The organism is Povalibacter sp., from assembly GCF_036735925.1.
Lineage (GTDB): Bacteria > Pseudomonadota > Gammaproteobacteria > Steroidobacterales > Steroidobacteraceae > Steroidobacter.
In genome coordinates this window covers 14,325-40,720 of record NZ_DAINNK010000049.1, presented here as the reverse complement: position 1 = coordinate 40,720, position 26,396 = coordinate 14,325, and the positions used below count along the sequence as shown (strand labels likewise).

Genomic DNA, 26,396 nt, shown 5'->3' with positions numbered 1-26,396 from the left:
GGACTTCGATCTCGATGGTTTTCGCTGCGACTATGCGGCCGGCATCCCGCGGGATTTCTGGGAATCCCTGCGGCCCGAACTCGATCGCGTTCGTCCCGGGATCGCATTCCTGGCGGAATCGGACGATCCGACGTTCCTGCGCAGCGCGTTCGATGTCGACTACGCCTGGGATTTCTACCATGCGCTGAGCGACGCGATGGAAGGGCGAGCGCCGGCCGCGCTGGTGCGTACGACCTGGGAGAGTGCGCAGGCCAAGTATCCGCGCGGCGCCTTGCGGCTCAGATTCTCCGACAACCATGATCAATTGCGCGCAACCGGGCGGGCCGGGCTGCCGGCCGCGCTCGCGGCTTCGGCACTGATTTTCACGCTCGACGGCGTGCCGCTGCTCTACAACGGCATGGAAGTGGGCGACACGGTCGAATCCACCGCGCCTGCGCTCTTCGAGCGCGATCCGATTCAATGGAACATGGCGGAACGCCGCCCCCATGTGGAGGGGTTCTACAAGTCGCTCATTTCGTTGCGGCGCGCGCATCCTGCGCTCACGCGGGGCGAGGTTCGCTGGTTGAAGAATGCCGACGAGCAGCGTGTTCTGAGCTACGAACGCAGCAGCGGCGGCGAATCGCTGGTGGTGGTCGTGAATCTGTCGTCCTCGCCCTTCGAGGGTCGGGTGGAGGTGGCTGCAGGAAGGTTTCAGGACATCACGCCGAACTGGCAGACCCAGACGCCGGTCACGCCGGCAAAAGCGGTTCAACGTGCCTCATTGCCGGCGGTATCGCTTGCGCCTTGGGAAGTCCGCGTATTCAAGCGCGAGACACCGTGACGCGACCATCCATGCGCAGCCTTCTCTCTTGTGCATTGCTGGGCACGCTGCTCGGTGCTTCAGTTGCTGAGGCACAATCCTTTCGCGATCGTCCGCCCGAAGACGAAGTCATCTACTTCCTGCTGCCCGATCGTTTCGAGAACGGCGATCCGCGCAACGATCGCGGTGGCCTCAACGGCGATCGCCTGAAGACCGGTTTCGATCCCACTCACAAGGGCTTCTTTCACGGTGGCGATCTCGAGGGATTGATCTCGCGCCTCGACTACATCCAGTCGCTCGGCGCCACGGCCATCTGGCTCGGGCCCATCTACAGGAACAAGCCGGTGCAGGGCGCGCCGGGTCAGGAATCGGCGGGCTATCACGGCTACTGGATCACGGACTTCACGCGCGTCGATCCGCATTACGGCAGCAATGCGGACATGAAGGCAGTCGTTGATGCAGCGCACGCGCGCGGCATGAAGGTTTATCTGGACATCATCACCAATCACACCGCGGACGTGATTGCGTATCGCGAATGCGCCTCGTCAGCCTGCGAATTCCGGGCGCCGGCTGATTTTCCGTACTCGCGACGCGGCGGGCTGCAGGGCGAGCCCATCAATGCAGGCTTTCTCGGCGAGCACGTGCAGACGGCGGAAAATTTCGCGAAGCTGACTCGGCCCGACTACGCCTACACGCCGTTCGTGCCGGCGGCCGAAGTGAACGTGAAAGTACCGGCCTGGCTCAACGATCCGATCTGGTACCACAACCGCGGCAACACCACCTTTCGCGGTGAGAGCACCACGCTGGGGGATTTCGTCGGGCTCGACGATCTCATGACCGAGAATCCGCGTGTCGTCGACGGCTTCATCGACATCTACGGCCGCTGGATCGAGGAGTTCGGCATCGACGGCTTCCGCATCGACACCGCGCGACACGTCAACCCGGAGTTCTGGCAGCGGTTCGTGCCGGCCATGCTCGAACGCGCGCAGCAGCGCGGCATTCCGAACTTCCACATTTTCGGCGAGGTGTCCGTCGACGCGGTCGACCCGGTACCCACCGCGCGCGCCACACGCGTCGATCGGCTGCCCTCGGTGCTCGATTTCGCTTTCGCCGCCGCCGTGATTGAAACCGTGGCCGGCAATGCCGGTACCCGCTCGCTCGCCGATCTGTTCAAGGCCGATGCGCTCTATGAAGGCAGTGCGGAGACGGTGCGGCAGTTGCCGACCTTCATCAGCAATCACGATGCCGGGCGCTTCGCCGGTTTCGCGCGCCGCGCCTTCCCGGCGGCCGACGACGCACAGATCCTCGCCCGCACGACGCTGGCCCACGCCATGCTGTTACTGCTGCGCGGCGTGCCCGTAATCTACTCCGGCGATGAGCAGGGATTCGCCGGCGACGGCAACGATCAGGATGCGCGCGAAGACCTGTTTGCCAGTCGTGTGGCGAGCTACAACGACAATTGTCTCGTCGGCACGAACGCGACGACGGCGCAGGCGAACTTCGATGTCCATCATCCGCTGTACCGTGCCATCGCCGGACTCGCGCGACTGCGCAGCCAGGAGCCGGCTCTACGGCGCGGTACGCAGATTCCGCGGCGCTGGGGCGATGATCCCGGGCTTTTCGCCGTGTCGCGGGTCGATCCGCAGACGGGGAGGGAGGTGGTCGTCGCGTTCAACACTTCGACGCAGGCGCTGGAAGGGAATGTCGAGGTCGATGCGCGTGCGAGGGAGTTCGTTTCGTTGCATGGCGACTGCGCACCGCAGGTGTCAGCGCCGGGGAGTTATCGGGTGAAGATTGCAGCGCTGGATTTCGTAGTGTGTGGGCAGGGTGGCCCCCTCCCTAACCCTCCCCCGGCGACCGGGGGAGGGAACAAGGAGGAGGCTTCTTCATCCCCTCCTCCGCGAAGCGGGGGAGGGTTAGGGAGGGGGCAACTCCCATGACCGCCAAACCGCAGCTCTCCTTCTGGCAGATCTGGAACATGTGTTTCGGATTCTTAGGGATCCAGTTCGGCTTCGCGCTCCAGAACGCCAATGTCAGCCGCATCTTCCAGACGCTCGGTGCGCAGGTCGAGGAGATTCCGATCCTCTGGATCGCCGCGCCGCTCACCGGACTCATCGTGCAGCCGATCGTCGGCTACTACTCCGATCGCACCTGGAACCGTCTCGGCCGTCGCCGGCCGTACTTCTTGTTCGGCGCATTGCTCACGACACTCGCGCTGTTCGCGATGCCGAACTCGCCCACGTTGTGGATTGCCGCGGGACTGCTGTGGATTCTCGATGCCTCGCTCAATGTGTCGATGGAACCGTTCCGCGCCTTCGTCGGCGACCAGCTGTCGCCGCGCCAGCGGCCCGCCGGCTACGCGATGCAGAGTTTCTTCATCGGCATCGGCGCCGTCATCGCCAGCCTGCTGCCGTGGCTGCTGACGAAGTTCGGCGTGGCAAACACTGCCGACGCCGGCGCCATTCCGGAAACGGTGAAGTACGCCTTCTACGTCGGCGGCGCGATCCTGTTCGCCGCGGTCGGCTGGACGGTGTTCAGTACGCGCGAATATCCGCCGCAGGTTCTGCAGGCCTTCGACGACGCAGGCTCGGACGAGGAGCCGCGGGTGGTGCCGGCAAGGGTGCGACGGGACGGCGTCGTCTGGCTGGCGGCGGGCCTCGCGGGTGTCGTACTGATCTACTTCCTCGGACTCGAGCACGAGCTCTACCTGCTCGCCGGCGGATGCGCGGTGTACGGCATCGCATTGCTCCTGCTGGGCAGCCTGCGTCGGCGCAATGCCTTCACGGCGATCATGAGCGATCTGCACGACATGCCGCCGGCCATGCGTCGTCTCGCCGTCGTGCAGTTCTTTTCCTGGTTCGCGCTGTTCGCGATGTGGATCTACACGACGGCGGGCGTCACGCAGACGCACTTCGGCACGACCGATCCGCAATCGGCGGCCTATAACGAAGGCGCCAACTGGGTCGGTGTGCTGTTCGCGTCGTACAGCGGCTTTGCCGCGCTCGCGGCGATCGTCATTCCGTTCATGGTCCGACGGCTCGGACTGCGTGCCAGTCACCTGATCAATCTGTGGCTCGGCGCTGTCGGTCTGCTGTCGTTCCTGCTCGTCCGCGATCCACAGTGGCTGATCGTCTCGATGGTCGGTGTCGGCTTCGCGTGGGCATCCATCGTGTCGCTGCCCTATGCGCTGCTGTCGAATCATCTGCCCGCCGCGAAAATGGGTGTCTACATGGGCATCTTCAATTTCTTCATCGTGATCCCGCAGCTGCTGGCTGCGAGCGTGCTGGGATTCTTGTTGCGGACATTCGCGGAAGGTCGGCCCCTCTACGCGCTGGCATTCGGCGGCATCAGCCTGTTCATTGCCGGACTCGCCGTGTTGCGTGTGGCCAATCCTGCGCCGGAACTCGCCGGACGGGATTCCGCCGCGACCGTCTGATCAACCGATACCGGCGATGCCGATGCCGTGCAGCGAGGTGCGCGGCGACGCGGCTGCTGCGTCGGTTGCCGATGCATCGGCGCGTAGGTGCTCTTCGAGCAACTGCGCGTAGGCCTCGAAGGCATGTTCGGCCGTGATGTTGTGGTCGGCATCGTCGAGGATGCGGAAGCTGAAGCCCGGCAGGCGCCGCAATCGCCGCGCGTGCCATCCGGCATGTTCGGCAATCTCGTCCAGGCCGCCGTCTTCGGCGCTGTAGATCATGCACACGCGTGTTCCCCGCTGCGACAGGACGCGAAAGCCGGTGCGTACCTGCTGAACCTCCGGTGCGACCGGCAGGACGCTCGTCAGCAGATCGCGGGTGTTCGAACTCAGCTTGCGTTGCATGCGGCCTGCGACGAACCGCAGGATGGCGCGGAAGTCGACCTGACCGCGCAGCACGCGGTGCCACAGATCCTTTTCTCGAACCTGCACGAAGTACCAGTCGCTGGAGCGGAAGCCCTTGCGCATCAGCGCGGCGAGCGAATCGCCGGGACGCCAGTGAAAGCGCGGCAGGTTCACCAGGATCACATCGACGATACGCGGATCGATCTGCGCGGAGTGAAAGGCGAGGTGCGCGCCCGCGCAGTGTCCGAGCACCGTGACAGCGGGATGTCCGGCGCGCTCCAGCCAGTCGAGTGCCGCCAGCACGTCGCGGCGCGAATCGTCGCGATACAGCTGATTCTCGGGCACGCCGGCCGGTGCCGGACTGTCACCGAGCCCCGCGATATCGATGCGCAGCGAAGCCATGCCGTCGGCGGCGAAGCGTCGCGCAAGACGCACGAAGCCACGGCCCCAGCCGATGTGATGGTTGGAGCCGTGATTCAGGAACAGCAGGACGCGCGACGGTTTCGCTTCGACCGGCTCGCAGTAAACACCGAACAGCGACTGATCCGGCCCGAAGCGGACCGGCGTTTCCCGCCAGGGATGCCGCTGCAGCGTCGCGACCCGCTTCGCCGGCGCATGACCCGTGGCGGGCGGCAACTCCCTGCCGAGCCAGTCGACCAGTGAATCGAATGCGCCCGGCGGCAACTCGGCCAGGCTCGAGTTCCATTGCAGTTCGTTGTAGCCGGGCAGGGTTGCCGTCTCGACATCGCATCCCTGCGCGCGCAGATGCGCCGCCACGCGTTTGTCGCCCGGGGCATCCGGCACGTTCAGCAGCAGGACGTGCGGTGCAGGCACGGCCGGCAGGTTGCTGAGTTCGAGTTGCGTCAATGCGGCCGCCGTTTCGTGAGTGACTGGAAAGCCGCCGATGTCGATGTCGACTTCGGGACGGCTCACGCGCATGACAGAGACGTGCGGCGCTGCCTGGGCGACGAAGACACTGAGCGCGCGCATCTCGCGCAGATAGAACTTTCCCGACGCCGGTGCGGCGAGCAGCGCCAGCCGGCTGACATCGCCGAGTTCGGCCGCGGCACGCGCGGCCAGCAATGCGCCGACCCGAAATCCCACCAATGCGATCTCGGTGACGCCGGTCTCGCGCCGCATCCACGCCACCGCATTGCGCAGGCTGCCGAGCCAGCGTGCGACGCGATCGGGATCGAGATCGTTGCCGGCCGAATCGCCGGTGCCGTGATAGTCGATGCGCAGCGTCGGCAGTCCGGCGTCCGCAAGCTGGGTGGCAAGCTGCCGCACGAACCGGTGCAGACACAGTTCCTCGACACCCATCGCCGGACAGAGAATGACGCCGCGTCCGCCGCGCGCCTCGTGCAGCCAGCCGAAGCATTCATCGATGTAGAGCGGCGTCATGGCGAACGCGCCCGATAGGCAATGGGCGCCGGGCAGTTCAGCGCCATGATCCTGCCGGCTGGCGGCGGTGCGTCCTGATGGCGCGCCAGCAGATCGATGCGTCGTTCGCGCTGCGGCGCCAGATGAAACCAGTTGTCCGCGGCCCGATAGTGCTCGTCTTCGATGTGCACGGACACGGCCGGCTGCGGCGACTGCAGCACCAGCCACCATCGTCCGTCCTCATCGAGAACCTGCGCGTCGATCCGTTCGATCTCGCGAACCGCGTGTCGGCCGATGGCAAAGTGAAAAGCCTCCGCCAGCGGTGTGGCTGACTCGTCATCGAACAATGTCGCCACTGCGACCTCGTGCGCCGGCGGGCCGAAGCGATAGGCATACGTGACATCGAAGAACGTACCCAGCAGCTCCCACGCGGAGACTCTGGCCGTGGTACGCGCGGCGATGCGCACGGTCCGGCTTGCCGACGCGACGGCGTGTGCTCCGGCGTAGCAGGTGAATTCGATCCGCGCCGACAGCGGGGCCGCTCGCTCGTTGATGCAATGAATCGCCAGACCGTTGACGCCCTCGTCCGTGAGCACGATCTGCTGCGGCCGACAGGCGCGGCGCAGCGCATACCAGGTGGATTTCGGCTCGCCGGTCGAATCGACGATGCCCCAGCCCGCGCCGGGCCACGGATCGTGCAGCGTCCAGACGAGCGCGCCGTTGCAGGAAGATCCGCTGCGGCGCCATTCGCCCAGAGTCGCCTCCATTACTTCGGCCGTCGTGGCGCGCGACAGAGTCAGGTAACGATCGATGTCTGAACTTCGCAACGCGGCGGCGTCGACGTCGAACAACTGCGTCAGATAGTGATCGCGCACGTCCTCGAAGTCCCATTCGGCGCCGGCATCGCGCGGTGTGCGCTGCTTCCATCGCGCCTGCCCCGGATCGAGATTCGCAATGCGCAGCATCGCCGGTTCAGGGACATTGGCGAACGCCAGGCATTCACTGGCGAATCGCACCTGCGCGTGCCGCGCATCGTCGAGCGGGCGGCGATACGCGCCGACACCGTAGTAGTGCGAGACGCCTGCGTCGGCGACGAATGGCAGCGGTCCGCCGTGGGGTGAGTTGCCGACATAGACGACGTCGGGTCGCAGTTCGCGCGCAATGGCCGGCAGCCATTCATCGAACAGCGGGTTGCGCCAGGTGTCGCGCGGCAAGCCGAGCATCGCCGCCTGTTGCGCGACTTCGCTGCCGCCGCACAGCACGCACAGCGATGGCGAGCCGCTGGTGCGCTCCAGGAACTGCCGAGCTTCGGTGACGACACTGGACCGGAAGGCGGGATCGTCGGCCGGATAGTCGAAGTTGGCGAACATGAAGTCCTGCCAGACCAGCAGGCCGGTCTCATCGCACAATTCGTAGAACGAGGTGGCTTCGTAGAGCGTCGTTCCGCCCACACGCACCATGTTCAGGTGCGCCTCGCGCATCCTGTTGATCCACGGCAGGTAGGTTTCGCGAGTCTCCGGGAGGCGCGCGATGTCGGCACAGAGCCAGTTCGCGCCGCGACAGAAGACGGGTACGTCGTTGACGTACAGGGCGAAGTCATTGCCGTCGGCGCCGGTATCGATGCGGAGGCGGCGAAATCCCACCTGGCCGAGATTGATGCGCTGCGCCGCGCCCGGAGGGACGGACAAAGTCACCGGATACAGATGCGGACGGCCATGCGTGTGTGGCCACCACGGTTCGACCCGGTCGATGGACAGTCGGCCGCGCCAGCGCGTGCCGTCAGTGACCAGATCGGCCGTCGCACCGGCGCATTCGATGCGGACGCGATGCGGTGCCGGTCCCTGCAGCGACAGCTCGACGTCGAGCGTGCCGCTGCCGTCTGCGTGCAACGTGGCGCGCAGGCGTCGCTGCTCGACTCGAAATCGACGCGGGTCGAGCAGTTCGATCGGCCGCCACGGTCCGACGATGGGCAGATTCGGACACCACCCCGGCATGTGACCCAGCAGGCTCGTGCGCAGCGAACGCAGCGAGCGGCGCGGGATCATCGCGGGGCGCCAGCGCGCCCGTCGCGAGGACGGCGGCGTGTAGTTGTCCAGCGCGCGAAAGCACAGCCACAGTCGATGGCTTCCCTTCAGTTCGATGCGCACGTCGTGACGCACGAACATGTTTTCTGACCGCAGCAACAACCCATCGTCGAGCCAGACTTCGGCGAGCGTCGCAAGTCCGTGCAATCGCAGCACGCGCTCGCCGTGGCCGGCGATGTCGCTGCGGTACCAGTAGTCCCGGTCGGTCAGCGAGGCGGGGGAATCGATATCGAGTCGACCGGCGTCGAGCAGCGCGCCTGCGACCGTGCCGGGTACTGGCGCGGCGAACCAGGACGCATCGGCCTCCAGCTGATTCGGCGCTGCGGCTGCGTTCGGCGCAGTGGCAGCAAACTGCCAGTGCAACTCCGCCGCGTCGGCGTCGGATCGCACCTCGGCGATTCTCGCGTTCACGATGCACTCCGCATCGGGTCGTAGCGCGCGATGAGTTCGCCGATGACGGTGTCATACAGAGGCTCCATGGCACGCAGCGCCGTGTCGAAGGTATCGAACCGCTTGCGAGTCACGGCGCGCGCCAGCTGGAACTGCAGCGTCTTGGCGTGAACGGCGATCCCCAGGCTCGCGCGCCGCGCCGCTTCAAGCGACGGCTCGCCCTGTGCGCCCAGCCAGTCGAGATAGCTCGACAGCAGCTCGAAATTGGCACCGAGCTGACGCAGGACGTTGAAGGCATAGAGATGAAAGTAGTCCAGCGGCCGTTCGGCGAGGACTGTGCCGTGAGATGCAAAGCGCTCCCGGTACTGCCGCAGAGGATTGACCGCAGGCCGGTGCTGAAGATGCGCTCGCAGAAGCTGCAGCGACTGGGCGAGCAGCGAGGCCGGGGTGGCTCGCGGGTCGATCTTCACGAACTCGACATAGGGGAACTGCTGCGGCGGCAGTTCGCGAAAGACGCCGTCGTAGTCTTCGCCCTCCAGCGAGAAATAGCCGGCGTTGTGGAAGTAGTGCAGACGACGGCCGGATGGATCGAGCAGGTTCACGCCGATCGTTGTCTTGCCATGTGTGGTGCGATAGGACGTGCCGCGCGTGTCGGGCAGGTAGTAGCTGTCCACCTCGATCAGTACCAGCCGTCCGCGCTGCAGCTGTTCGAGCGTGTGACGCTCGACGCTGTCGTAGATGGCCAGTTCCTGCACTCGCAGGCCGTACAGGGCGGCGAGATCCTCCGGCGGAAACTTGAAGAACGTGAACTGGTCGCCCTCGAAGTCCTGCAGCACCGTGAAGGCCAGTGCTGGATACGGATCGAATCCGAGGACGTGCAGGATCTCGATCCACAGATCGACGTAGCAGTTGGTTTCCGGCCAGTTACGGGCGGCATCGTGCAGGGCGTGGGCACGATAGCCGGCCGGGTCGAGCGCGCGAAGGCAGATCGCCATGGGCTAGTCGCCCCAGAGTCTGCGACGCACCGTGCGCGGCCAGTCCTGCGGGTCGAAGCCGTGATGCCGGAACAGCGCGAGGGCGACGCGTTCCATGCCGAAGCCGACGCAGGCCGTGTGCGCGACGGCATCGTTGCAGCGCAGATCCCACAGCGCGCCGAAATGGTCCTGGTGATAGTTGAAGCTCAGGCAGGCGGTCGGGTTGTCCTCGTTCGCGATGGGGATCAGCAGCTCGAATTTCAATTTCTGATCGCGCTGGTTGTTGGACAACAGCTTGCCCGCGCGGCCGAAGAAAGGATCGTTGGCGACGTCGATGGCGACCGGCACTTCGAGCGACCGCATCAGGGCTTCGCCGCGTTCCAGCCACAACTGGCGGAAGGCCACGACCTGGTCGCTGGTGCCGATGCGGACGTACTCGCGCATGCGGAAGAACTGCATGCGTGCCGGATCGAGCGACGGCTCGTGACGGAAGCAGTAGGAGTAGAGATCGTACAGGCCGCCCTGTGCAGGCAACGGTCCGCGCCGGGCGATCGCGGGATACAGCGGATAGCACGCGGCCGGCGTCAGCACCGTGTCGGTCGCGCGCTGGCCGTGCGTCCAGTCGTGACCGCAGGCGAGTTCGTCGAGCAGGTGCGCGTGATCGCGATCGTTGCCCATGAAGCTGTGCACGGTCCCGGCAAGTTGCGGAAAGCTCTTGAGGTAGCCGCTGCGCTCGAACTGCGGGCGACTCATCGCAGGCGGAAAGCGGATCACTTCCGCCGTGTCCTCTTCGCCGAACGCGGCGACCAACCGGCTGAAGCGCTCGACGACCTCTTCGAACAGGCCGCTGCGGCCATAGACGCCGTCGACGCCCATGTCGATGAGCAGGCCGTGACGCAGCAACTCGCGCAGGAAATCCGCGTCCATGCGATCGAGGGCGGCGCTCATCAGAACAATCCCGTCTCGTGCCGATGGGCCAGCAGCATGGTCGAGGTGTTGCTGAGGATGCGATCGTTGCTGATCATCAGCGCGGCCGACTGTGCGTCGCGCAGATGTCGGCCGAGACTGTAGGGCGTGTTGTTGCGGTAGCCCTGAATCCCGCAGATCAGCAGCGCGTGCTGGACGATCTGCGCGACCATCTGCGACACGTTCACTTTCAGGTTGTTCATCGCCACGGCGAAGCCCAGCGACATCAGGTCTTCCTCGTCGCGGCGGGCCTCATCGAAGCGCTTCAGGCCAGCGACGATCTGCGATCGCACGGATTGCAGCATCGCCGAGGCTTCCGCGAGTCGCAGCGCGCCGGGCGGTGTCGTGCCTGGTTTTTTGCGGGCTTCGGCACGCACGAAAGCCTGCGCACGCGCCAGCGCATCGCTGGCGATGCCGAACCAGACACTGCTCCACAACAGGTGCGAACTGGACAGCATCGATTGCGCGGCAATCTCCGCAAACGGCTTCGGCAGGATCTGCTCGGTCGGTGCGCGCGCAGTGAGCCGGTGCCCTTCGCTGCAGGTTCCGCGCATGCCCAGCGTGTCCCAGTCGGAAATTCGTTCCAGGCGGTACTGGTTCTTGAGCACTGCGACGAGCACCTGATCCGAAGGCGGAGCCTCGGGATGGCGTCGCGCCGAGACCAGGATGGCATCGGCGTGAACGCCGTAGGAAATGACCGTAGCGTCTTTCGCGAGTTCGAAGTTGTCGCCGTCGGTGCGGACCGCGCAGACGCTGGAACGCAGATCGCCGCCGATGCCCGCTTCGGTCGTTGCCGACGCCAGCAGCAACTGCTCGTTGGCGATGCGCCCCATGAACTGCCGGTGCCAGGGACTTTGCTGGCCATGAGAGATCAGGCTCGCCAGCTTGATGTTGTGCATGGCGAAGATCATGGCCGACGAAGCACAGCCCTGTGCCAGTTCGACGCAGACGGCGGCGACGTCGTCGAGTCGCGCGCCGTCGCCGCCGTCATCCGTCGGTACCATCATTCCGAAGAAGCGCTGTTCGCGCAGTGCCGCTACGGTTTCCTGCGGGAAGCGCGCTTCGCGATCGGTCGCCTCGGCGAATTTCGCGGCCACCTGCTGCGCCAGAGCGCGGGCCCGCGAGGTGTATTCGGAAGTCATCGCCTGTCTCACGCGGTGGCCGGCAACAGGCTCGTCACCACACCGGACATGGCGCCGATGCTCTGGAAGGTCCTGCGATTGAGCAGGCGATCGGGAATTTCGATGCTGAACTCTTCCTCCAGCGCCAGCATGAGCTGCACGGTGGCGAACGAGGTCAGACCGCTTTCATAGAGATCGGTGTCGGTGGATAACCTACTTGCATCGATGCCCAGCTTCCCGTGGTCAGCCACGATGCGCCGCACGCGTTCGTCGATCATTGAATCCCCGCCCGGGTTCCTGAATTGACGCCGCACTCCAACGCACGGCGCTGCCGCTTTGTTGCGGTCGTCAGCGCGCCCCGGCCCCGGCGCTGCGGTCGGCCAGGTGCGTGGCGTAGAAGTCGATGATCCGGCGCGGATAGTCGTCAGGGGCCGCGCCGATGTAGTGCCCGTGTGCGGCGCCGTCGATCATCCACAGAGCCTTCGGCTCGCCTGCGCGTTCGAAAAGTTCGCGCGTCATGTCGGGAGGAATCGAACGATCCTCGCTGCCGCCGAGCAGCAGCACCGGTCGCGGCGCTATCGCGGCGATGCAGTCGATGGGCGGCATCGCTTCGTGTTGCATGCCGACGCGTCGAATCGCGAATTCAGCAGGCAAGCGACTGAGCCAGCCATGCTGCCGGTGATTGCGGCGCACGTAGGCAAGATAGCTGGGCGGTCCCGAGGCGATCACGACGGCGCGCAGCCGCGGATCCTCCGCTGCAATCCGGGTGACGAAGTAGCCGCCCATCGAAAAGCCGAAGGCACCGAGCCGGTCGGGATCGACGTCGGATCGGGCGGCGAGCCAGTCGATGGCGCCGCGCAATGCCTCGCGCTCCGGCGCTCCCCAGCGAACCTCGCCGGTACTTTCGCCATCGCCCGGCCAGTCGAAGGCGAGGACGCCGAATCCCGCGTCGGCCAGCAGGCGGATTTCGTCGAGCATCGAACTGCGATCGGCGTTGGTGCCGTGCGTGACGATGACGGCGGCGCGATTCTTCGCCGGCACATACCAGCCGGCGATCCGGTTGTCATCGTGTGCCGTGAATGCGACCGCAGTCAGGCGATCGATGCCGGTCTGTTCCGGATGTGCCAGCAGCGCACTGGGCGGTGCCGGCTCGAAGTCGTGCAGGACGGCGCGATAGTGTCCCCACATCGCGTGGCCCAGCAGCGCAGCGCCGAAGAGAAATGCGACCAGGATCAGCAGGGGCACGGCGGATCGATGAGTCATCGGCGGGTGTTTTTCTCGTTGACGGCTTCGCAGCAAACCTCCAACGTTCCGCATGCGGCGGAAGTTGCCGGCCGAACATTGCATTCGTGTGAGGAAAGCGGATTGATGAAGCTGGTCGGTATCGATGTGGACGGGACGCTGGTCGGTGCGTCGGGCGAAGTGCCGGCGAGCGTGTGGGACGCTGCCGAGCGTGCGCGGGCCGCGGGAATCCGGCTCGTGCTGTGTTCGGGTCGGCCGGCGTTCGGCGTGGCGCTCGACTACGCGCGGCGGCTCGATGCGACGGGATGGCACATCTTCCAGAACGGCGCGAGCGTGCTGGATCTGGATTCAGGCGGGAGCCGTTCGACCGGCCTGTTCGCCGCAGCGCGGCAGGCACTCATCGCGCAGTCGCGACGCACGGGCGATGTTCTCGAGCTGTACACCGATCGGGACTACGCGACCGAGAGCGCCGTGCAGTGGGCGAAGCAGCACGCGGAACTGCTGGGTGTGCCGTTCCGGCCGCGCTCGTTCGATACGCTGGAAGACGCAGTCGTGCGCGGTCAGTGGGTGGTCGGTCATGCCGACGTCGAGCGGGTCGTGCGTGACGCGCCGGCGGAACTGGAAGTCGCCGTGTCCTCATCGCCGCTCATGCCCGATGCGGCTTTCGTCGGCATGACGCGCGCCGGTGTGAACAAGGGTACCGGTCTGCGGGCGATTGCCGCCGAATACGGCATCGATCTGCGCGACGTCATGTACGTCGGCGATTCCGACAACGATCTGTCCGCGCTCCGGATCGTCGGACATCCCGTCGCGATGGCGAATGCATCGCCCCCGGTGCTGGAAGCGGCATCGAGAGTCGTCGGTCACGTCGACGACGGCGCGCTCGCACAGGCGTTGCAGTTCGCGATCGACGGTTGATCAGGCGGCCATGCCGTCGCCGGAACGCTGCCATGCCGGCGGCACATAGTCCGGATGATGCGTCCGTTCTTCGCGCACGCGCGCATCGACCAGACCGTGCACCCAGGCGGCCGCGCGATCGGGCAGTTTCTCCGCGGCCAGATCCGTTGCCGCTTCCAGGATGATCGATTCGAAATTGCGCGCCTCGTCGCGGCCGTGCTCGCTGACGGCGAGTTCCGAGCGGCAGCGCCAGAAAGCTGCAAGGTTGGCCATCTGCAGCACGACGGCTTCGGCCAGGGAGCGGTTGCGATAGACGATGCCCACCATCTCGTCGAAGGTCAGCTCCGTCTCCGCCGAATCGATCAGCAGCGCCTCGCGGCTGAGCGGCATGAAGGCTTCGCGGGCCACTTCGCGACGCGTCAGTACGCGCGCAATCGCATTGAAGGCAAGCCAGCGGGCCAGAAGTTTCCGAATGACGCGCATCGCGTTCTCTCGATCTGAAGTTCAGGTGGATCAGGCAGATCGCGATAGCGGAAGTTCGAGCGGCAGCGTCAATCTGCGACATCGGCCACGCAGTTCGGGGTAGATCGCCAGGCGCCGTCAGGGAGCGCCTGATGTCGTGCTTGCGCCGTTACGCTGCTTCTGGTGCAGTAGCCCGAAAATCCGGACAGGAATGCCGCATGCAGTTCTGGCAAGGCTTCGCAGTGATCACCGTCGTCCACCTGCTCGCCGCAGCCTCGCCGGGCCCGGACTTCGCCTTCGTGACGCGCCAGTCGCTGGTGCACGGCCGGCGCGCGGGACTCTTCGCGAGCATCGGCATCGCGCTGGGGCTGGCCGTTCACATCGGCTATTCGGCAGCGGGCCTCGCCGCCGTGATCGCACACTCCGCGAAATGGATGCTGGCGATCAAGATCGTCGGCGGCTGCTATCTGATCTATCTCGGCGCGCGAGCGCTGTTCAGCAAGGCGGGGGAGATGTCTGTCGAATCGACGTCGACCGTCGTCGATCGTCCCTGGCGCTTGATCGCAGGCGGCTTTCTCTGCAATGCCTTCAATCCGAAGGCGCCGATCTATTTTCTGGCGCTGTTCACGGTCGTGCTGTCGCCGTCACTGCCCGCAACGTGGCTCGCGATCTATGGCGCGTGGCTGATGATTCTGCAATGGCTGTGGTTTTCGCTGGTCGCCACGGTATTCGCGCATCGTGCGGTGCGCGATCGGCTCATCGCGATGCGTCACTGGATCGATCGGGTGTTCGGCGTGGCGATGATTGCGCTGGGCCTGCGGGTGGTGCTGGCGCGGACTTAGCGACTCTTCATTCTTCCTGTAGGTCAGGCTTCAGCCTGACTTCTTCAGAAGGCCGGCTGAAGCCGGCCCCACAGGGAAGGAGACAGGCAGACGATCACTCGTACCGCAACGCATCGATCGGCGCGAGATTCGCCGCCTTGCTCGCCGGCAGGATGCCGAAGATCACGCCGATCAATCCCGAGAACGCGCACGCGCCGAGCACCGCCCACCAGGGAACTGACGGTGACGGAAAATCCGGAATCGACTGCGCGATGCCGTAGCTGAGTCCGAAGCCCAGCACGATGCCGATGAGGCCGCCGATCACCGCCAGCACCATCGCCTCGATCAGGAACTGCATCAGCACGTACTGGCGGCGCGCGCCGAGCGCCTTGGCGATGCCGATCTCGCGCGTCCGCTCCGTCACCGACACCAGCATGATGTTCATGATGCCGACGCCGCCGACCAGCAGCGAAATGCTGACGATGCCGGCGACCACCAGCGTGATGGTGGTGGAGATCTGCTTGAAGGTCTTCGCGATCATGTCGGAGGCTTCGACCACGAAGTCGTCGGGCTGCTTGTCGCGGATCTGGTGCAGCTGACGCATCAGCATCGCCACCCGCAGCTTGGTGTTCTCCATTTCCTCGAGATCGTTCACCGAGAACGTGATCCACAGGTCCGGCTGCATGACCACGCCGTTCACCACCAGCGCGGTCTGGAACGGCATCAGCAGGTAGTTGTCCTGGCTCATGCCGAACATCTCGCCGCGCGGTTCCAGCACGCCGACGACCTTGAACCATTCGCTGCCGATCTGCACGAACTCGCCGGCGGGGTTCTCCGGCAGCTTCAGATCCCTGCGCATTTTCTCGCCCAGCACGACCACGCGGCGGCGGCTGGCGTCGTCGCTGTCGGTGAGGAAGCGTCCGGAACGCGGAAAGATCTTCTGCACATCCTGGTAGTTCGCCGTCGTGCCGAACATCTGGCCGGTCGCGGTGTTGGCGCCGTAGCGCACCTGCGAGTTCATGCCGCCGCCGGCGAACACGATCGGCGTGATGTTGCTGATGCCGTCGATGCGATGGCGCAGTTCGTCGAGATCCTGCAGACGCAGGCGGTTGTGTTTGCCGCGCAGCTGGTCTTCGAACGGCGTGTACGAGCGCAGCGTGAGTGTGCTGCCGCCGAGGCCCTGCAGCTGGCTGGAAATGGATTCCGACAGGCCCTGCACCAGCGCGATGACGCAGATGACGGAGGCAACGCCGATGACGATGCCGAGCATCGTGAGCGAACTGCGCAGGCCGTGCGCGCGGATGCTGGACAGTGCCGAGCGCACGCATTCCTGGATCGCGTACCAGGACGACTGGAAGCGGCCGGCGTCCTTGTCTTCGTCGGCGATGGCGTTCATCAGGCGTGGACCGGCGTGTGCTGTTCCGTGAGATCGACCGGCCGCGGCGACTGCGTGAAGTCCTCCGCGATCCGGCCGTCGTGCAGCCGCACGACGCGGTGACAATGCGAAGCGATGCCCGGATCGTGCGTGACGATCATGAGCGTAACGCCGTCGCGATGCAGGTCGGCGAGCAGCGCCATGATTTCCTTCGCCGTGCGGCTGTCGAGATTGCCGGTCGGTTCGTCGGCCAGCAGCAGTTCGGGACGGCCCACCAGCGCCCGCGCGATGGCGACGCGTTGCCGCTGGCCGCCGGAGAGTTCGTTGGGTTTGTGATGCGTACGTTCGGCGAGGCCGACGCGTGTCAACGCTTCGCGGGCGCGTTCGCGCCGCACGGCCGGCGAGACGCCGCGATAGATCAGGGGCTGCGCGACGTTGTCGAGCGCGCTGACCCGCGGCATCAGGTAGAAATTCTGGAAGATGAAGCCGATCTTGCGATTGCGCACGCGCGCCAGCTGGTCTTCGTCGAGACCGGCAACTGCTTCGCCGTCGAGCGAATAGGTGCCGGCGGTCGGACTGTCGAGACAGCCGAGAATGTTCATGAGCGTCGACTTGCCGGAACCGGACGCGCCCGTCAGCGCGACGAATTCGTTGCGCTCGACCGTCAGGTCGACATCCGTGAGCGCGGCGAACTCGGTTTCGCCGAGCCGGTAGGTCTTGCCGATGCCCTGCAGATGAATCATCGCTTGGTGGCCGCCTCGGCGGTGCCACCCTCGGCGGCGCTGACGGTCACGTGATCGCCGTCGCGCAGGAATCGCAGCGTCTTCGCCGGGCCCGTCACGAGGGCTTCCTGTTCCTTGAGGCCGCGCGATATCTCGATGTAGGTGTCGTCGGCCACGCCGGTCTCGACCTCGCGCTTCTTCGCCTTGCCGTCCACGATGACGAACACGCTCGCCTTCGCCTTGGCCTGTTTGTCGTCGGCCTCTTCGTAGCGCACCGCCTGCACCGGCACGGCAATGACTTTCTCGGCGTTCTCGCGGCGCGTCGAGATCTCGGCCCGGCAGCTCATGCCGGGATGAAACTGCATGTCCGCCATGGCCGTGAGCCGGATCTTCACCGCGTAGTTCTTGCTCTGGCCGACGTTCTGGCGCGGCGAGATCGCCACCTGTTCGACGCTGCCGGTCCAGGATTTGTCCGGGAAGGCGGCGGGCACGATCTTCGCGTCCTGGCCGACGCCGACGCGCGCGACGTCGGTTTCGTCGACGTTCACTTCGGCGTAGAGGCTGCCGGTGTCCGCCACGGTCATGAGATCGGAGCCGGCGATGCTCATCGCGCTCGGCACCGCGGTTTCGCCGGCCTTGATGAAGATCGCCGTCACCTTGCCGGCGATCGGCGAACGGATCTCGGTCTTGGCCAGCTGTTCGCGCGCTTCCTTCATCTGCGCTTCGGTCTGGCGCAGCATGGCGCGGCTGGTGTCCAGTTCCACCCGGGCGAGGTCGCGCTGCGTGGCGATCTCCTCGTAGGTGTTCTGGTCGATGAGGTTGCGCTCGCGCAGCTGCTCGTAGCGCTTCCATTTCGCTTCCTGCGTGCGCAGGTTCACCTGCTGGCGCTCGATGTTGAGTTCGGACTGTCCGCGCGCCGCGTCGAGCCGCGCGATCGTCGCGAGCGAGGAGGCCGGATCGAGCCGCAGCAGCAGCTGCCCGGCCTTCACCTGATCGCCCTCGCGCACCAGCACTTCGTCGACGCGGCCGATCACTTCCGAGACCAGCTTGCGTTCGCTCTCGTAGACCAGCGTGCCCGACGCCAGGATCGACGGCGCCAGCACGTGCGTCGTCACGTTCTCGGATTCGACCGTCTTGGTGTCATCGCTGCGCCACTGTTTCATCGCGACCGGAACGGCGATGAGTGCAGCGATGACGGCAAAGGGAAGCCACTTCTTGCGCATCGTCTGGTCGTTTCCTTACTTGAATGCCCACAGGGCCCAGCCGCCGTACAGCAGCACGATGGGCGTGAGCGCGAAGAGGCTCGAGAACAGCCATGAACGGCCGGTCCACGTGCGCACGCCGACGACCGTCAGCCACCAGACCCAGGGATGCAGCAGCGTGAGACTCGACAGCAGAACGTAGCCCTTGCCGCCGGCTGGTATGTGGAAGAGCAGTTCATTGAGCGACAGCAGGTTCAGTTCTTCGTTGCTGATCTGATTGCTGCCCGAAGTCAGCAGGAACACGGCCATCGAGAGCGTGCCGATCACGTGCGGCAGCGCAGTCCAGCAGCTCAGCGAAAGCCATTGCAGGAAGGTGTGCCGCACGTTCGTGACATTGCCCGCCAGCAGGTAGTACAGCGTTTCGACGACGCGCGCGACGACCAGGACCACCACGACGCTGATGAGCGAGGACCACATGATGATGCCGGGCGACATCATTTTCATGGCCGCCTCGCGCTGCTGTTCATTCATCCGCGGATTGGCGGACAGCATCCGGTCCACGAGCCAGTCGAAATCCACGATGCGGTAGTACCAGAACATGACGGCGACCGTGCTCAGGACGATCACCAGCAGCGGAAAGAGAAAGCGTGGCTTTTCCTTGAGATTCTCGAAAGCCTTGGCCGGCGCCGTGACGAGTGCGCCCGCCAGTTCCATGTTGTTCATGTGCGATCCCCCTCTTGTTGTGTCGTGCAGCCTAGCATTGCGGTCACCGGACCGGCGGCGGATTCACCGGCGCCAGGCCGCGATTGGCCGTTCCGTATCGGTCGTTGATGTCTGTGGTCAGGTGTGGCGGATGCGTCCCAGCGACCAGGGCGTCAGCACGCTGATGGCGAACAGCAGCAGCGCCGGCAACAGCATCCCCACAGCGTCGGTCGGACGAAACATCTGTGCTGCGGCTGCGCAGGCGACCGACACGAGGATCGCACCGCACGCGGCGCGCAGCGTCAGCAGCCGTTCCGCGAACGAGCGCCAGGTGAGATAGATCGTTCCCGTCACGAGCGCTGCCACGGCGATCCGGGGTGTCGCCCAGAGAATCGCGTTCAGCAGGAGCCATGTGATTCCGTTGGGCCCGACCGACAAGAGCAGGACCAGCACCAGGCCGTAGAGCAGCAGCAGCGCCGCCGCGACGAGCACGCGACGCGGATACCGTGCCCGGAGCGCGGCGAACGTCGCGAGGGAGGCGACCATGGCGGCGACGGCGAAGAGCGCGACGGATATCTGTGCGGCGAATGCCTGTCCCGTCAGGCCCCCGAAGAGTTCTCCGATCCTGCCCCGCATCCGCAGCAGGCCGGGGACGGTGTCCTTGCCCTCCGCCACCACCCAGGTTCCCCATGCACTCAAGAGCGAACTGGACGCCCACACACTTATTCCGACCATGGCCAGCGCGACCAGCACGCAGCCGGACCTCACGAATACCTTGAGGCGGGCCAGCTGCGCAGTGCCGTACGGCTGGGTCGCCTCGAACGTGCTGGCGTACGTTCGTCCCTGCCGCCGGCGAATGCCGAAGGCATTGCCCCCGAGACACAGCAGCATGGCGGGCGCGAAAAACATCACGCCGGAAACGGCCGCATTGCGCATGGGTACGATGGGGATGCTGATCGCGAACAGCAGGAACACCACGATCGCGATCGCCAGGCCGATCGTCAGCACAGGCAGCCCGCTGGACTTCAGTTCGAACCACACCTGCGCCTTCGTCGCTGACGAGGTGGGACAGGGGAACCGGAACAGGGAGATCAGCCAGTCCGGGTAGCCGGTCGATCCGGCCGCCCGCGGCGCGGTCGCGACGCCATCGCCGCGACGCTGCCGAGCCACGCCGACGATGGCGAGGCCGACCGACACGACACCGAGCAGGACCATCAGCACGCTCTCGATGGTCGAGAACTCGATCAGCGGCGGCGATGCCATACGACCATTGAGCAGCAGGAACAATGACAAACCGATGATCGCCTGTGTGGTCCACTGCACGGCTCTGCTTTGCGTCGACCACTGACAGCAGGTATAGGCAAGGCGGGAAGCCACGATCCACAGCGCCGCAGAGAACAAGGGGAGTGGCTGATCGAAGACGGCCCCCACGACAAGGGCGGATACGACGTACAACGCCGCACCGGAAATCGCGTCATACGCCAGGGCAACGCCGACGAACGTGGCCGTCGGAACCGGACGCGTGTACAGCAGATAGAGCGGAAAGCCGGGCTTGTACCCGTCCAGGAAGCGGCCGCCATTGAGCTTCGAAATCGACAGCCAGAACATCCAGTGCACCGCGAGAAGGATCCAGAGCGCAATGCCCGCGCCGTTGTCAGACAGCACCAGTGCGGCTGACGCCCCGACAATCCCCAGGCCCAGCCGCTGGGCGGCCTCGACGCGCGTCAGCCGCCAGTTCTCCCACAGCATTGCAACGACGGGCGAATGCCTGTTCATGCCGCCTCCACCTGCGGGCGGCTGCGGCCGGCGCGCGCCAGGAAAATCTCTTCGAGCGTGGCATCGCGCGATTCGACGATCTCGCCGCCGCGCGCCAGCACCGAGTGACGGAACCGTTCGATCGATCCGTTGTGCACGACGCTCCAGGTGCGGCCGCTGCCTTCCATCACCAGCGCGGTATCGAGCGCGGGCGGTCGGTCGAAGTGCTCGACGAAGCGCACGCGGCTGCGTCGATAGGCGCCGCGCACGTCGTCGAGTACGCCGCTCAGCGTCACGCGGCCCTGGTGCATCAGGGTCACGTGGTCCGACATCCGTTCCACTTCGTCGAGCAGGTGCGAGGAGAAGATCACCGTGCGGCCGTCATCGGCCACGGCGCGAACGATGGCGTCGAGGATGTCGCGACGGACCACCGCGTCGAGGCCGGAGGAAGGCTCGTCCAGGATCAGCAGCTCGGGACGATGGGCCACCGCCGCGATCAGCCCGGCCTGGGCGCGCATGCCCTTCGAAAGCTCCTTGATCTTCCTGGACGGATCGAGCGCGAACGTCTCGAGCAGTTCGCGCGCATACGACGCATCCCAGGTGGGATGAAAGGCCTGCGTGTAGCGCATCAGCTCGTCGATGCGCATCCACTCCGGCAGCTCGCGTTCCTCGGACAGATAGCCGACGCGACCGAGCACGCCGACCGGATCGCGAACCGGGTCGAGACCGAAGACGCGCACCGAGCCGATCGTTGCACGCAGCAGGCCGAGCAGGTGTTTGAGGAGCGTGGTCTTGCCCGCGCCGTTGGAGCCCACCAGCCCATGGACCTGGCCCGCGGTGGCGCGGAACGACACGCCGTCGAGGGCGGTCTTGTCCCCGAACGATCGCGAAAGGTCGTGGACGTCGACGACTGACTGACTCATGGCTATCGCTCCCTTTCTCTTTTGACTGCTGTCGGCTCGGCGCTGGTCTCGTCCATCGCCGCCCTGCGTTCCCGCACCATGCGGAGAATGTCGCTGGTGGTGAAGTTCAGCTGGTGCGCCTCGGCCAGCAGCGCGTCGATGCGTTGCTCGATCAACCGTCGCCGTTCGCGCAGCGCCAGTTGCGGACGGCCCTCCGAGACGAACGTGCCCGCGCCGCGGCGCTTGTGGACGACACCTGCGATTTCCAGCTCGTGATACGCCTTCACGATGGTGTTCGGCGTCACCTTGAGCTGCAGCGCCAGCGTGCGGATGGGCGGCAGTTCTTCGCCCGGCTGCAGCAGCCCGGAGGCCACCAGGTATTTCACCTGGTTGACGATCTGGCGATAGATCGAGACGCCGTCGGTCAGGTTGATGGTGATGTCCACGGGAAGCGGTCGCGGCTCATTGTATGGGTATACTGATACAATTTTCGACGAGCCGTCAAGCCGCTCCGGCGCTGCGCCGCGCGTTGACTCGACCACAAAGGGAACTGCGCAGCCTTACGGCAGCGGCGCCGTCGACTGACGGACCACCAGCGTCGGTGCGATGCTGCGGCTGTCGGCCGGTTCGCCGCGAATGATCGCCAGCAGGCTGTCGACCAGCAGCGTCGCGGCGACTTTCGTGTCCTGGTGTACGGTCGTCAGCGAGGGATTGGCGAAGCGCGCGGTGGGGATGTCGTCGAATCCGGCGACCGCGACATCCTCGGGAATCTTGAGGCCCCGCTCCTGCAGCGCACGCATCGCGCCGATGGCGATCAGGTCGCTCGCGCAGAAGATTCCGTCGAACGACTGTCTGCGATCGAGCAGCGCACAGACCGCGTCATAGCCCGACTGCTCGGTGGTGAACGCATCGGCCTGCAGGTCGTCCTGCGCTTCGATGCCATGATCCTGCAATGCCTGGCGATAGCCGCGGTAGCGTTCGAAGAATTCGGGATAGTGATCCGAGGCGTGGCCGAGAAAGGCGATGCGACGACGGCCGCAGTCGAGCAGATGCTGCGTCACGTCCCGGCCGCCGGCGAAATTGTCGCAACCGATGGAAATGCCCGGCTGTCCCGGCAGCACCGCGCCCCAGCGCACGAAGTGCGTGCCGCGTTCGACGAGTTGTTCGAGTCGCGCCAGGTATTCGAGATAGTCGCCGTAGCCGAGCAGGATGATGCCGTCGGCCTTGTTGCTGTCCTGGTAGTCCGTGTGCCAGTTGTTGGAAAGCTGCTGGAAGGAGATCAGCAGGTCATAGCCCTTCAGCGCACAGGCGCGCGTGAGCGAACCCAGCATCGACAGGAAGAACGGATTGATCAGCGAATCGTCGAGCGTGGGATCCTCGAAGAACAGCAGCGCCAGCGTGCCGCAGTGCTGCGAGCGCAGGTTCGAGGCGTTCTTGTCGACCTTGTAGTTGAGTTCCCGCGCGATCTGCAGGATGCGCTGGCGGGTTTCCTCGTTGACCGTCGGGCTGCCTCGCAACGCACGGGATACCGTGGGCTGCGAAACGCCCGCCAGGTATGCAATGTCGTGCGATGTTGCCTTGCCCTTCACCCGATCCCCCTTGAGCGCGGCCGGCTTCGCAGGAGCCGTTCGGCGCGGCGCCATCGTACCGCAGCGCCGCGCATGACGTGCTGACTCGTACCATAAGCCCTCACTCGACGCGGCCGGAAAAGGACTAGGCTTCCGGCGAGATGAGTGCGCATCGGCTCGACAATCCGCTGTGGCAGTCGCTGACGTCGCGGCATGCCCGTCTGGCAATCGTCAACGGCCAGGCCGCCCGCTATCCGGCGGACGTGGCGCCGTTCGCGGCGGTGGCGAATGCTGGCGCAGACGCCGGTCGGTGCCTCGGGGACATCGTCGAGCCCGGCGAATCGGTGTTCCTGGTGGGCGTTGCGCCGCCGCTCGATTCGGGCTGGCAGGTGCAGCTGCAGAGCTCGATTGCGCAGATGGTCTGCCACGACCGGATCGAGCCGAAGCCGGGCCCGCAACTGCGGGTGCTGACCGACGCTGACCGCAACGACATGCTCGACCTGACCGCCCGCGTATTTCCCGGTTACTTCCGGCTTCGCACCAACGAGATGGGCCGGTACTTCGGCATCTATGCCGGCACGACGCTGGCCGCCATGGCGGGCGAACGCATGTGCCTGGACGGCCATGTCGAGATCAGTGCGGTGTGCACGCATCCGGATTTCACGAGCCGCGGCTTCGCGGCGCGACTGGTTGCCGAACTCTGCAACGACATCCTGTCGCAGCGCCTCACGCCTTTCCTGCACGTGAGCCGGGAAAACGCGCGGGCCCGCGCGCTGTACGCGAAGCTCGGCTTCGTCGATCGCGCCAGCGTCGGGTTGTGGTCGGTGCGCAGGGAGTAAAGCGAAGAGAATGGCCGCAAAAAGGCGCAAAGATCACAAGGGAGGAATATGACAGGAGAGCTATTCGAGTCTGTTCTGACCTTGTGATCCTTGCGCCTTTTTGCGGCCATTCTCCTATCTCGCGGTCGCTTCGCCATCCCGCTGAACCCCGCGCTCGGCCTCCTCCATGCGCAGTGAGCGGGTGAGTGACTCGCAGCCCGCGTTCCATTCGCTGATCCATCGCGGCAGCGGCGGGGAAGTCATCGAGACGCCGAGTCCGGCCATCAGCTGGCCCGGCGTGACGGCGCCGTTCGGACCCTTGAACAGGCCGCGGATGCCGACGACGCCGACGGCGCGGCCGTTGCGGATGAAGCGGTGTTCGAGAAAGCCCCAGCGTTCGTCCCAGCCGAGCATGCGCGTGTGAATCTCGAAGGCCTGCCAGGCATTCACTTCGCGGCGGAATTTCGCGATCGCGTCGCCGACCACGGGCACGGCGCCGTGCTGGCGTGCGAGCTTGAACAGGCCGGTGCGCATGAACCAGTCGAACCGGCCCAGGTCGGCCAGCGTCAGGTAACGGCCGTTGTTGACGTGCAGGTTGGGATCGAGATCGTTCGGCCAGGCGCGCAGACGCACGCAGCTCGTGTCCAGCAACGGCATGCGCTGTGCGCCGATCAGTCCGGCGCCGACCTTCATCAGTCTGAACCACGGGAACATTTCATCGACTCCGGAATGCGTTCGTTCCTGTAGCGGAGTAGATCAGATCTGCGAGGCGACTTCGCGAACGAGTTCGCGCAGCCACAGGTTCGCCGGATCCTTGTCCTGGACGCGGTGCCATTGCAGCACGTCGGTCAGGGGCGGAATCTCGACGGGCGGCGGCAGCACGCGCAGCGGCAGCAGCGACGCATAGTGCCGGGCCAGGCGCTCGCGCATCAGTGCGATGCGTCGCGTGCCGACGATGAACTGCGGCACGGCATTGAAGTCTGCGGCGATCACTTCGACGCGCCGCGCGAAACCGAAGCGCGACAGGAACCATTCGTCGACCGCCGGCAGCCGCGTGCGCCCCGGGCGGACGACGACGTGGCCCAGCCCCAGGTATTCCTCGAAGGAGATCGTCGCGCCGATGTCGTCGCGTTCCTGCGCGACCACGCAGACGCAGCGCTCGCCCGGCAGTTCCAGCGACGGGTGATCCGCGAGCGCGTGTTCGCGCGGCAGTACGATGAAGTCGATGTCGCCGCGGTCGAGCGATTCGGCGGCGGCCTCATCCGGCGCGAGGAAGGCGAAGGTGATCGCCGGCGCGCGTTCCGCTGCGCGGCGCACGACTTCGCCGAAGACGATCGACGCCACGTCGTCGGACACCATCAGCGTGAAGCGGCGCCCGGAGGTCTGCGGGTCGAAGGACGATCGCGGCTCGATGGTGGACTGGATCTGCAGCAGCAGTTCGCGCACGGAGGTGCGCAGCGAATCTCCGAGCGCGGTCGGCACCATGCGGCGTCCGACCTGTGCGAGCAGTTCGTCGTGAAAATGCTCGCGCAATCGCGCCAGTGCGCCGCTCATGGCGGACTGACTCAGGTGCAATCGTTCGGCTGCGCGCGTAATGCTCTGTTCCGTCAGCAGGGCATCGAGCGCAACCAGCAGATTCAGATCGAGATGGTGAAAGCGCATCGGTATTCCGCAGCCTTGCGGTACTTGGGCCGATCATAGCAAAGGGACTATTCTCGCCGGCATGCCCGACAGCCTCGTCCTCGGCCCAGCGAAAATCGGCGATGCGCCCGCCATCGCGAACATGTCGCGGCTGCTCATCGAACCGGGACTGCCCTGGCGCTGGACGCCGCGTCGCGTCGCGGCCCACATGAAGGAACGCGAGAATCTGGTCGTCGTCGCCCGCGACGGCCGCTCGCTCGTCGGCTTCGCGATGGCGCAGTTCGGTACGGACGCCGTGCATCTCACCCTCATTGGCGTGGCCGCCGATCGCCGTCGCAGCGGCATCGGCCGCCAGCTGCTCGCCTGGGTCGAAGACAGCGCGATGGTCGCCGGCATCTTTCGCATGAATCTCGAAGTACGCGCCGGCAACCGCGAAGCCCGCAGTTTCTACTCGCGTCTCGGCTACAAGGAAAACGGCCGCGTCACCGGCTACTACAGCGGTATCGAAGATGCGATCCGCCTGACGCGCGACCTGCGGGTCACTGCCAGTTCGTAGAGCCGGATTTCACACAGAGAGGCACAGAGATCACAGAGGTCAAAGAAGAGAAGAAGAATTTTCCACGGGGGACACGGGGAGCACGGGGACGAGAGAAGAAAATTTTCTGTTCCAAACGATTTCCTATCCCCGTGCTCCCCGTGTCCCCATTTCTTCCCCCGTGGAAATATCCTCTTCTTCTCTTCCGATCTCTGTGCTC

At 65.5% G+C, this 26,396-nt stretch carries 25 protein-coding genes; 7 read left to right on the top strand and 18 right to left on the bottom strand.

The genetic code is table 11. The features are described 5' to 3' along the window. The 3 genes from V7D81_RS15245 to V7D81_RS15235 all read left to right on the top strand — a co-directional run. A partial coding sequence (locus V7D81_RS15245) for a DUF3459 domain-containing protein (protein WP_324317754.1) occupies positions 1-820 on the top strand: 820 nt, incomplete at its 5' end. 11 nt (positions 821-831) lie between these two features. Continuing rightward, entirely contained in the window at positions 832-2,739 is a 1,908-nt protein-coding gene (locus V7D81_RS15240) for an alpha-amylase family glycosyl hydrolase (RefSeq protein ID WP_324317752.1), read from the top strand. Continuing rightward, positions 2,736-4,235, top strand: coding sequence for an MFS transporter (locus V7D81_RS15235; protein ID WP_324317750.1), 1,500 nt, complete (start codon positions 2,736-2,738; stop codon positions 4,233-4,235). Before V7D81_RS15240 ends, V7D81_RS15235 begins: the two co-directional genes overlap by 4 nt. Here the strand turns inward: V7D81_RS15235 and V7D81_RS15230 are convergent, their stop codons facing one another. The 7 genes from V7D81_RS15230 to V7D81_RS15200 all read right to left on the bottom strand — a co-directional run bounded on the left by V7D81_RS15230 (position 4,236) and on the right by V7D81_RS15200 (position 12,797). After that, positions 4,236-6,020 (bottom strand): serine aminopeptidase domain-containing protein, encoded by a 1,785-nt coding sequence (locus tag V7D81_RS15230; RefSeq protein WP_324317748.1) that lies wholly within the window; start codon positions 6,018-6,020, stop codon positions 4,236-4,238. It lies immediately after the preceding gene. Beyond that, complete coding sequence (locus V7D81_RS15225) at positions 6,017-8,494, bottom strand: glycoside hydrolase family 2 protein (protein ID WP_324317746.1); 2,478 nt, start codon at positions 8,492-8,494, stop codon at positions 6,017-6,019. Before V7D81_RS15225 ends, V7D81_RS15230 begins: the two co-directional genes overlap by 4 nt. Next, positions 8,491-9,468 (bottom strand): DUF1839 family protein, encoded by a 978-nt coding sequence (locus V7D81_RS15220; protein WP_324317744.1) that lies wholly within the window; start codon positions 9,466-9,468, stop codon positions 8,491-8,493. Before V7D81_RS15220 ends, V7D81_RS15225 begins: the two co-directional genes overlap by 4 nt. A gap of 3 nt (positions 9,469-9,471) precedes the next feature. Further along, positions 9,472-10,395, bottom strand: coding sequence for an amino acid--[acyl-carrier-protein] ligase (locus V7D81_RS15215; RefSeq protein WP_324317742.1), 924 nt, complete (start codon positions 10,393-10,395; stop codon positions 9,472-9,474). Then, the gene (locus V7D81_RS15210; RefSeq protein ID WP_324317740.1) at positions 10,395-11,555 is read right to left on the bottom strand and encodes an acyl-CoA dehydrogenase family protein; all 1,161 of its coding nucleotides are present in this window, start codon (positions 11,553-11,555) and stop codon (positions 10,395-10,397) included. Before V7D81_RS15210 ends, V7D81_RS15215 begins: the two co-directional genes overlap by 1 nt. A gap of 8 nt (positions 11,556-11,563) precedes the next feature. Then, the gene (locus V7D81_RS15205; RefSeq protein WP_324317738.1) at positions 11,564-11,812 is read right to left on the bottom strand and encodes an acyl carrier protein; all 249 of its coding nucleotides are present in this window, start codon (positions 11,810-11,812) and stop codon (positions 11,564-11,566) included. Positions 11,813-11,882: 70 nt separating this feature from the next. Beyond that, positions 11,883-12,797, bottom strand: coding sequence for an alpha/beta hydrolase (locus V7D81_RS15200; RefSeq protein ID WP_324317736.1), 915 nt, complete (start codon positions 12,795-12,797; stop codon positions 11,883-11,885). 105 nt (positions 12,798-12,902) lie between these two features. Between V7D81_RS15200 and V7D81_RS15195 the strand changes: the two genes are divergently transcribed. Then, complete coding sequence (locus tag V7D81_RS15195) at positions 12,903-13,694, top strand: HAD-IIB family hydrolase (RefSeq protein WP_324317734.1); 792 nt, start codon at positions 12,903-12,905, stop codon at positions 13,692-13,694. Here the strand turns inward: V7D81_RS15195 and V7D81_RS15190 are convergent, their stop codons facing one another. Continuing rightward, the gene (locus tag V7D81_RS15190) at positions 13,695-14,156 is read right to left on the bottom strand and encodes a hypothetical protein (RefSeq protein WP_324317732.1); all 462 of its coding nucleotides are present in this window, start codon (positions 14,154-14,156) and stop codon (positions 13,695-13,697) included. Between the two features lie 197 nt (positions 14,157-14,353). On the opposite strand from V7D81_RS15190, the gene V7D81_RS15185 reads away from it, so the two are divergent. After that, complete coding sequence (locus V7D81_RS15185) at positions 14,354-14,977, top strand: LysE family translocator (RefSeq protein ID WP_324317730.1); 624 nt, start codon at positions 14,354-14,356, stop codon at positions 14,975-14,977. A 94-nt stretch (positions 14,978-15,071) separates the two neighbouring features. On the opposite strand, the gene V7D81_RS15180 is transcribed toward V7D81_RS15185, so the two are convergent. The 8 genes from V7D81_RS15180 to V7D81_RS15145 form a co-directional block, all read right to left on the bottom strand. Further along, positions 15,072-16,352, bottom strand: coding sequence for an ABC transporter permease (locus V7D81_RS15180; RefSeq protein WP_324317728.1), 1,281 nt, complete (start codon positions 16,350-16,352; stop codon positions 15,072-15,074). After that, positions 16,352-17,074 carry an ABC transporter ATP-binding protein gene (locus tag V7D81_RS15175; protein ID WP_324317726.1) on the bottom strand — a complete coding sequence of 241 codons (723 nt, stop codon included), beginning with the start codon at positions 17,072-17,074 and terminating at the stop codon, positions 16,352-16,354. The genes V7D81_RS15180 and V7D81_RS15175 overlap by 1 nt, the downstream gene beginning before the upstream one ends. Then, positions 17,071-18,276: an efflux RND transporter periplasmic adaptor subunit gene (locus tag V7D81_RS15170; protein ID WP_324317724.1), complete on the bottom strand. Its 1,206-nt coding sequence runs from the start codon at positions 18,274-18,276 to the stop codon at positions 17,071-17,073. Before V7D81_RS15170 ends, V7D81_RS15175 begins: the two co-directional genes overlap by 4 nt. Positions 18,277-18,291: 15 nt before the next feature. Further along, positions 18,292-18,978 carry a YIP1 family protein gene (locus V7D81_RS15165; RefSeq protein ID WP_324317722.1) on the bottom strand — a complete coding sequence of 229 codons (687 nt, stop codon included), beginning with the start codon at positions 18,976-18,978 and terminating at the stop codon, positions 18,292-18,294. A 117-nt stretch (positions 18,979-19,095) separates the two neighbouring features. Then, positions 19,096-20,706 (bottom strand): hypothetical protein, encoded by a 1,611-nt coding sequence (locus tag V7D81_RS15160; RefSeq protein WP_324317720.1) that lies wholly within the window; start codon positions 20,704-20,706, stop codon positions 19,096-19,098. Positions 20,707-20,729: 23 nt separating this feature from the next. Continuing rightward, positions 20,730-21,635, bottom strand: a complete 906-nt coding sequence (locus V7D81_RS15155) for an ABC transporter ATP-binding protein (RefSeq protein ID WP_324317718.1) — start codon at positions 21,633-21,635, stop codon at positions 20,730-20,732. Between the two features lie 2 nt (positions 21,636-21,637). Beyond that, on the bottom strand, positions 21,638-22,060 hold the full coding sequence (locus V7D81_RS15150; RefSeq protein WP_324317716.1) for a GntR family transcriptional regulator: 423 nt from the start codon (positions 22,058-22,060) through the stop codon (positions 21,638-21,640). 114 nt (positions 22,061-22,174) lie between these two features. Then, complete coding sequence (locus tag V7D81_RS15145) at positions 22,175-23,257, bottom strand: LacI family DNA-binding transcriptional regulator (RefSeq protein WP_349257667.1); 1,083 nt, start codon at positions 23,255-23,257, stop codon at positions 22,175-22,177. A gap of 86 nt (positions 23,258-23,343) precedes the next feature. Between V7D81_RS15145 and V7D81_RS15140 the strand changes: the two genes are divergently transcribed. Beyond that, positions 23,344-24,021, top strand: coding sequence for a GNAT family N-acetyltransferase (locus tag V7D81_RS15140; RefSeq protein ID WP_324317712.1), 678 nt, complete (start codon positions 23,344-23,346; stop codon positions 24,019-24,021). A 114-nt stretch (positions 24,022-24,135) separates the two neighbouring features. Here V7D81_RS15140 and V7D81_RS15135 read toward each other — a convergent pair whose 3' ends face one another. Both V7D81_RS15135 and V7D81_RS15130 read right to left on the bottom strand, forming a co-directional pair. After that, the gene (locus V7D81_RS15135) at positions 24,136-24,714 is read right to left on the bottom strand and encodes a thioesterase family protein (RefSeq protein WP_324317710.1); all 579 of its coding nucleotides are present in this window, start codon (positions 24,712-24,714) and stop codon (positions 24,136-24,138) included. Positions 24,715-24,756: 42 nt separating this feature from the next. After that, on the bottom strand, positions 24,757-25,662 hold the full coding sequence (locus V7D81_RS15130; protein WP_324317708.1) for a LysR family transcriptional regulator: 906 nt from the start codon (positions 25,660-25,662) through the stop codon (positions 24,757-24,759). A gap of 61 nt (positions 25,663-25,723) precedes the next feature. Between V7D81_RS15130 and V7D81_RS15125 the strand changes: the two genes are divergently transcribed. After that, positions 25,724-26,197, top strand: coding sequence for a GNAT family N-acetyltransferase (locus tag V7D81_RS15125; RefSeq protein WP_324317706.1), 474 nt, complete (start codon positions 25,724-25,726; stop codon positions 26,195-26,197). The last annotated feature ends 199 nt before the right edge of the window (positions 26,198-26,396 follow it).

Bases quoted from the DNA above. Each gene is read 5' to 3' on its own strand.
- V7D81_RS15240 (WP_324317752.1), top strand. From the start codon at position 832: ATGCGCAGCCTTCTCTCTTGTGCATTGCTGGGCACGCTGCTCGGTGCT.
- V7D81_RS15235 (WP_324317750.1), top strand. From the start codon at position 2,736: ATGACCGCCAAACCGCAGCTCTCCTTCTGGCAGATCTGGAACATGTGT.
- V7D81_RS15230 (WP_324317748.1), bottom strand. From the start codon at position 6,020: ATGACGCCGCTCTACATCGATGAATGCTTCGGCTGGCTGCACGAGGCG.
- V7D81_RS15220 (WP_324317744.1), bottom strand. From the start codon at position 9,468: ATGGCGATCTGCCTTCGCGCGCTCGACCCGGCCGGCTATCGTGCCCAC.
- V7D81_RS15215 (WP_324317742.1), bottom strand. From the start codon at position 10,395: ATGAGCGCCGCCCTCGATCGCATGGACGCGGATTTCCTGCGCGAGTTG.
- V7D81_RS15210 (WP_324317740.1), bottom strand. From the start codon at position 11,555: ATGACTTCCGAATACACCTCGCGGGCCCGCGCTCTGGCGCAGCAGGTG.
- V7D81_RS15205 (WP_324317738.1), bottom strand. From the start codon at position 11,812: ATGATCGACGAACGCGTGCGGCGCATCGTGGCTGACCACGGGAAGCTG.
- V7D81_RS15200 (WP_324317736.1), bottom strand. From the start codon at position 12,797: ATGACTCATCGATCCGCCGTGCCCCTGCTGATCCTGGTCGCATTTCTC.
- V7D81_RS15195 (WP_324317734.1), top strand. From the start codon at position 12,903: ATGAAGCTGGTCGGTATCGATGTGGACGGGACGCTGGTCGGTGCGTCG.
- V7D81_RS15190 (WP_324317732.1), bottom strand. From the start codon at position 14,156: ATGCGCGTCATTCGGAAACTTCTGGCCCGCTGGCTTGCCTTCAATGCG.
- V7D81_RS15185 (WP_324317730.1), top strand. From the start codon at position 14,354: ATGCAGTTCTGGCAAGGCTTCGCAGTGATCACCGTCGTCCACCTGCTC.
- V7D81_RS15180 (WP_324317728.1), bottom strand. From the start codon at position 16,352: ATGAACGCCATCGCCGACGAAGACAAGGACGCCGGCCGCTTCCAGTCG.
- V7D81_RS15175 (WP_324317726.1), bottom strand. From the start codon at position 17,074: ATGATTCATCTGCAGGGCATCGGCAAGACCTACCGGCTCGGCGAAACC.
- V7D81_RS15170 (WP_324317724.1), bottom strand. From the start codon at position 18,276: ATGCGCAAGAAGTGGCTTCCCTTTGCCGTCATCGCTGCACTCATCGCC.
- V7D81_RS15165 (WP_324317722.1), bottom strand. From the start codon at position 18,978: ATGAACAACATGGAACTGGCGGGCGCACTCGTCACGGCGCCGGCCAAG.
- V7D81_RS15160 (WP_324317720.1), bottom strand. From the start codon at position 20,706: ATGCTGTGGGAGAACTGGCGGCTGACGCGCGTCGAGGCCGCCCAGCGG.
- V7D81_RS15155 (WP_324317718.1), bottom strand. From the start codon at position 21,635: ATGAGTCAGTCAGTCGTCGACGTCCACGACCTTTCGCGATCGTTCGGG.
- V7D81_RS15145 (WP_349257667.1), bottom strand. From the start codon at position 23,257: ATGGCGCCGCGCCGAACGGCTCCTGCGAAGCCGGCCGCGCTCAAGGGG.
- V7D81_RS15140 (WP_324317712.1), top strand. From the start codon at position 23,344: ATGAGTGCGCATCGGCTCGACAATCCGCTGTGGCAGTCGCTGACGTCG.
- V7D81_RS15135 (WP_324317710.1), bottom strand. From the start codon at position 24,714: ATGTTCCCGTGGTTCAGACTGATGAAGGTCGGCGCCGGACTGATCGGC.
- V7D81_RS15130 (WP_324317708.1), bottom strand. From the start codon at position 25,662: ATGCGCTTTCACCATCTCGATCTGAATCTGCTGGTTGCGCTCGATGCC.
- V7D81_RS15125 (WP_324317706.1), top strand. From the start codon at position 25,724: ATGCCCGACAGCCTCGTCCTCGGCCCAGCGAAAATCGGCGATGCGCCC.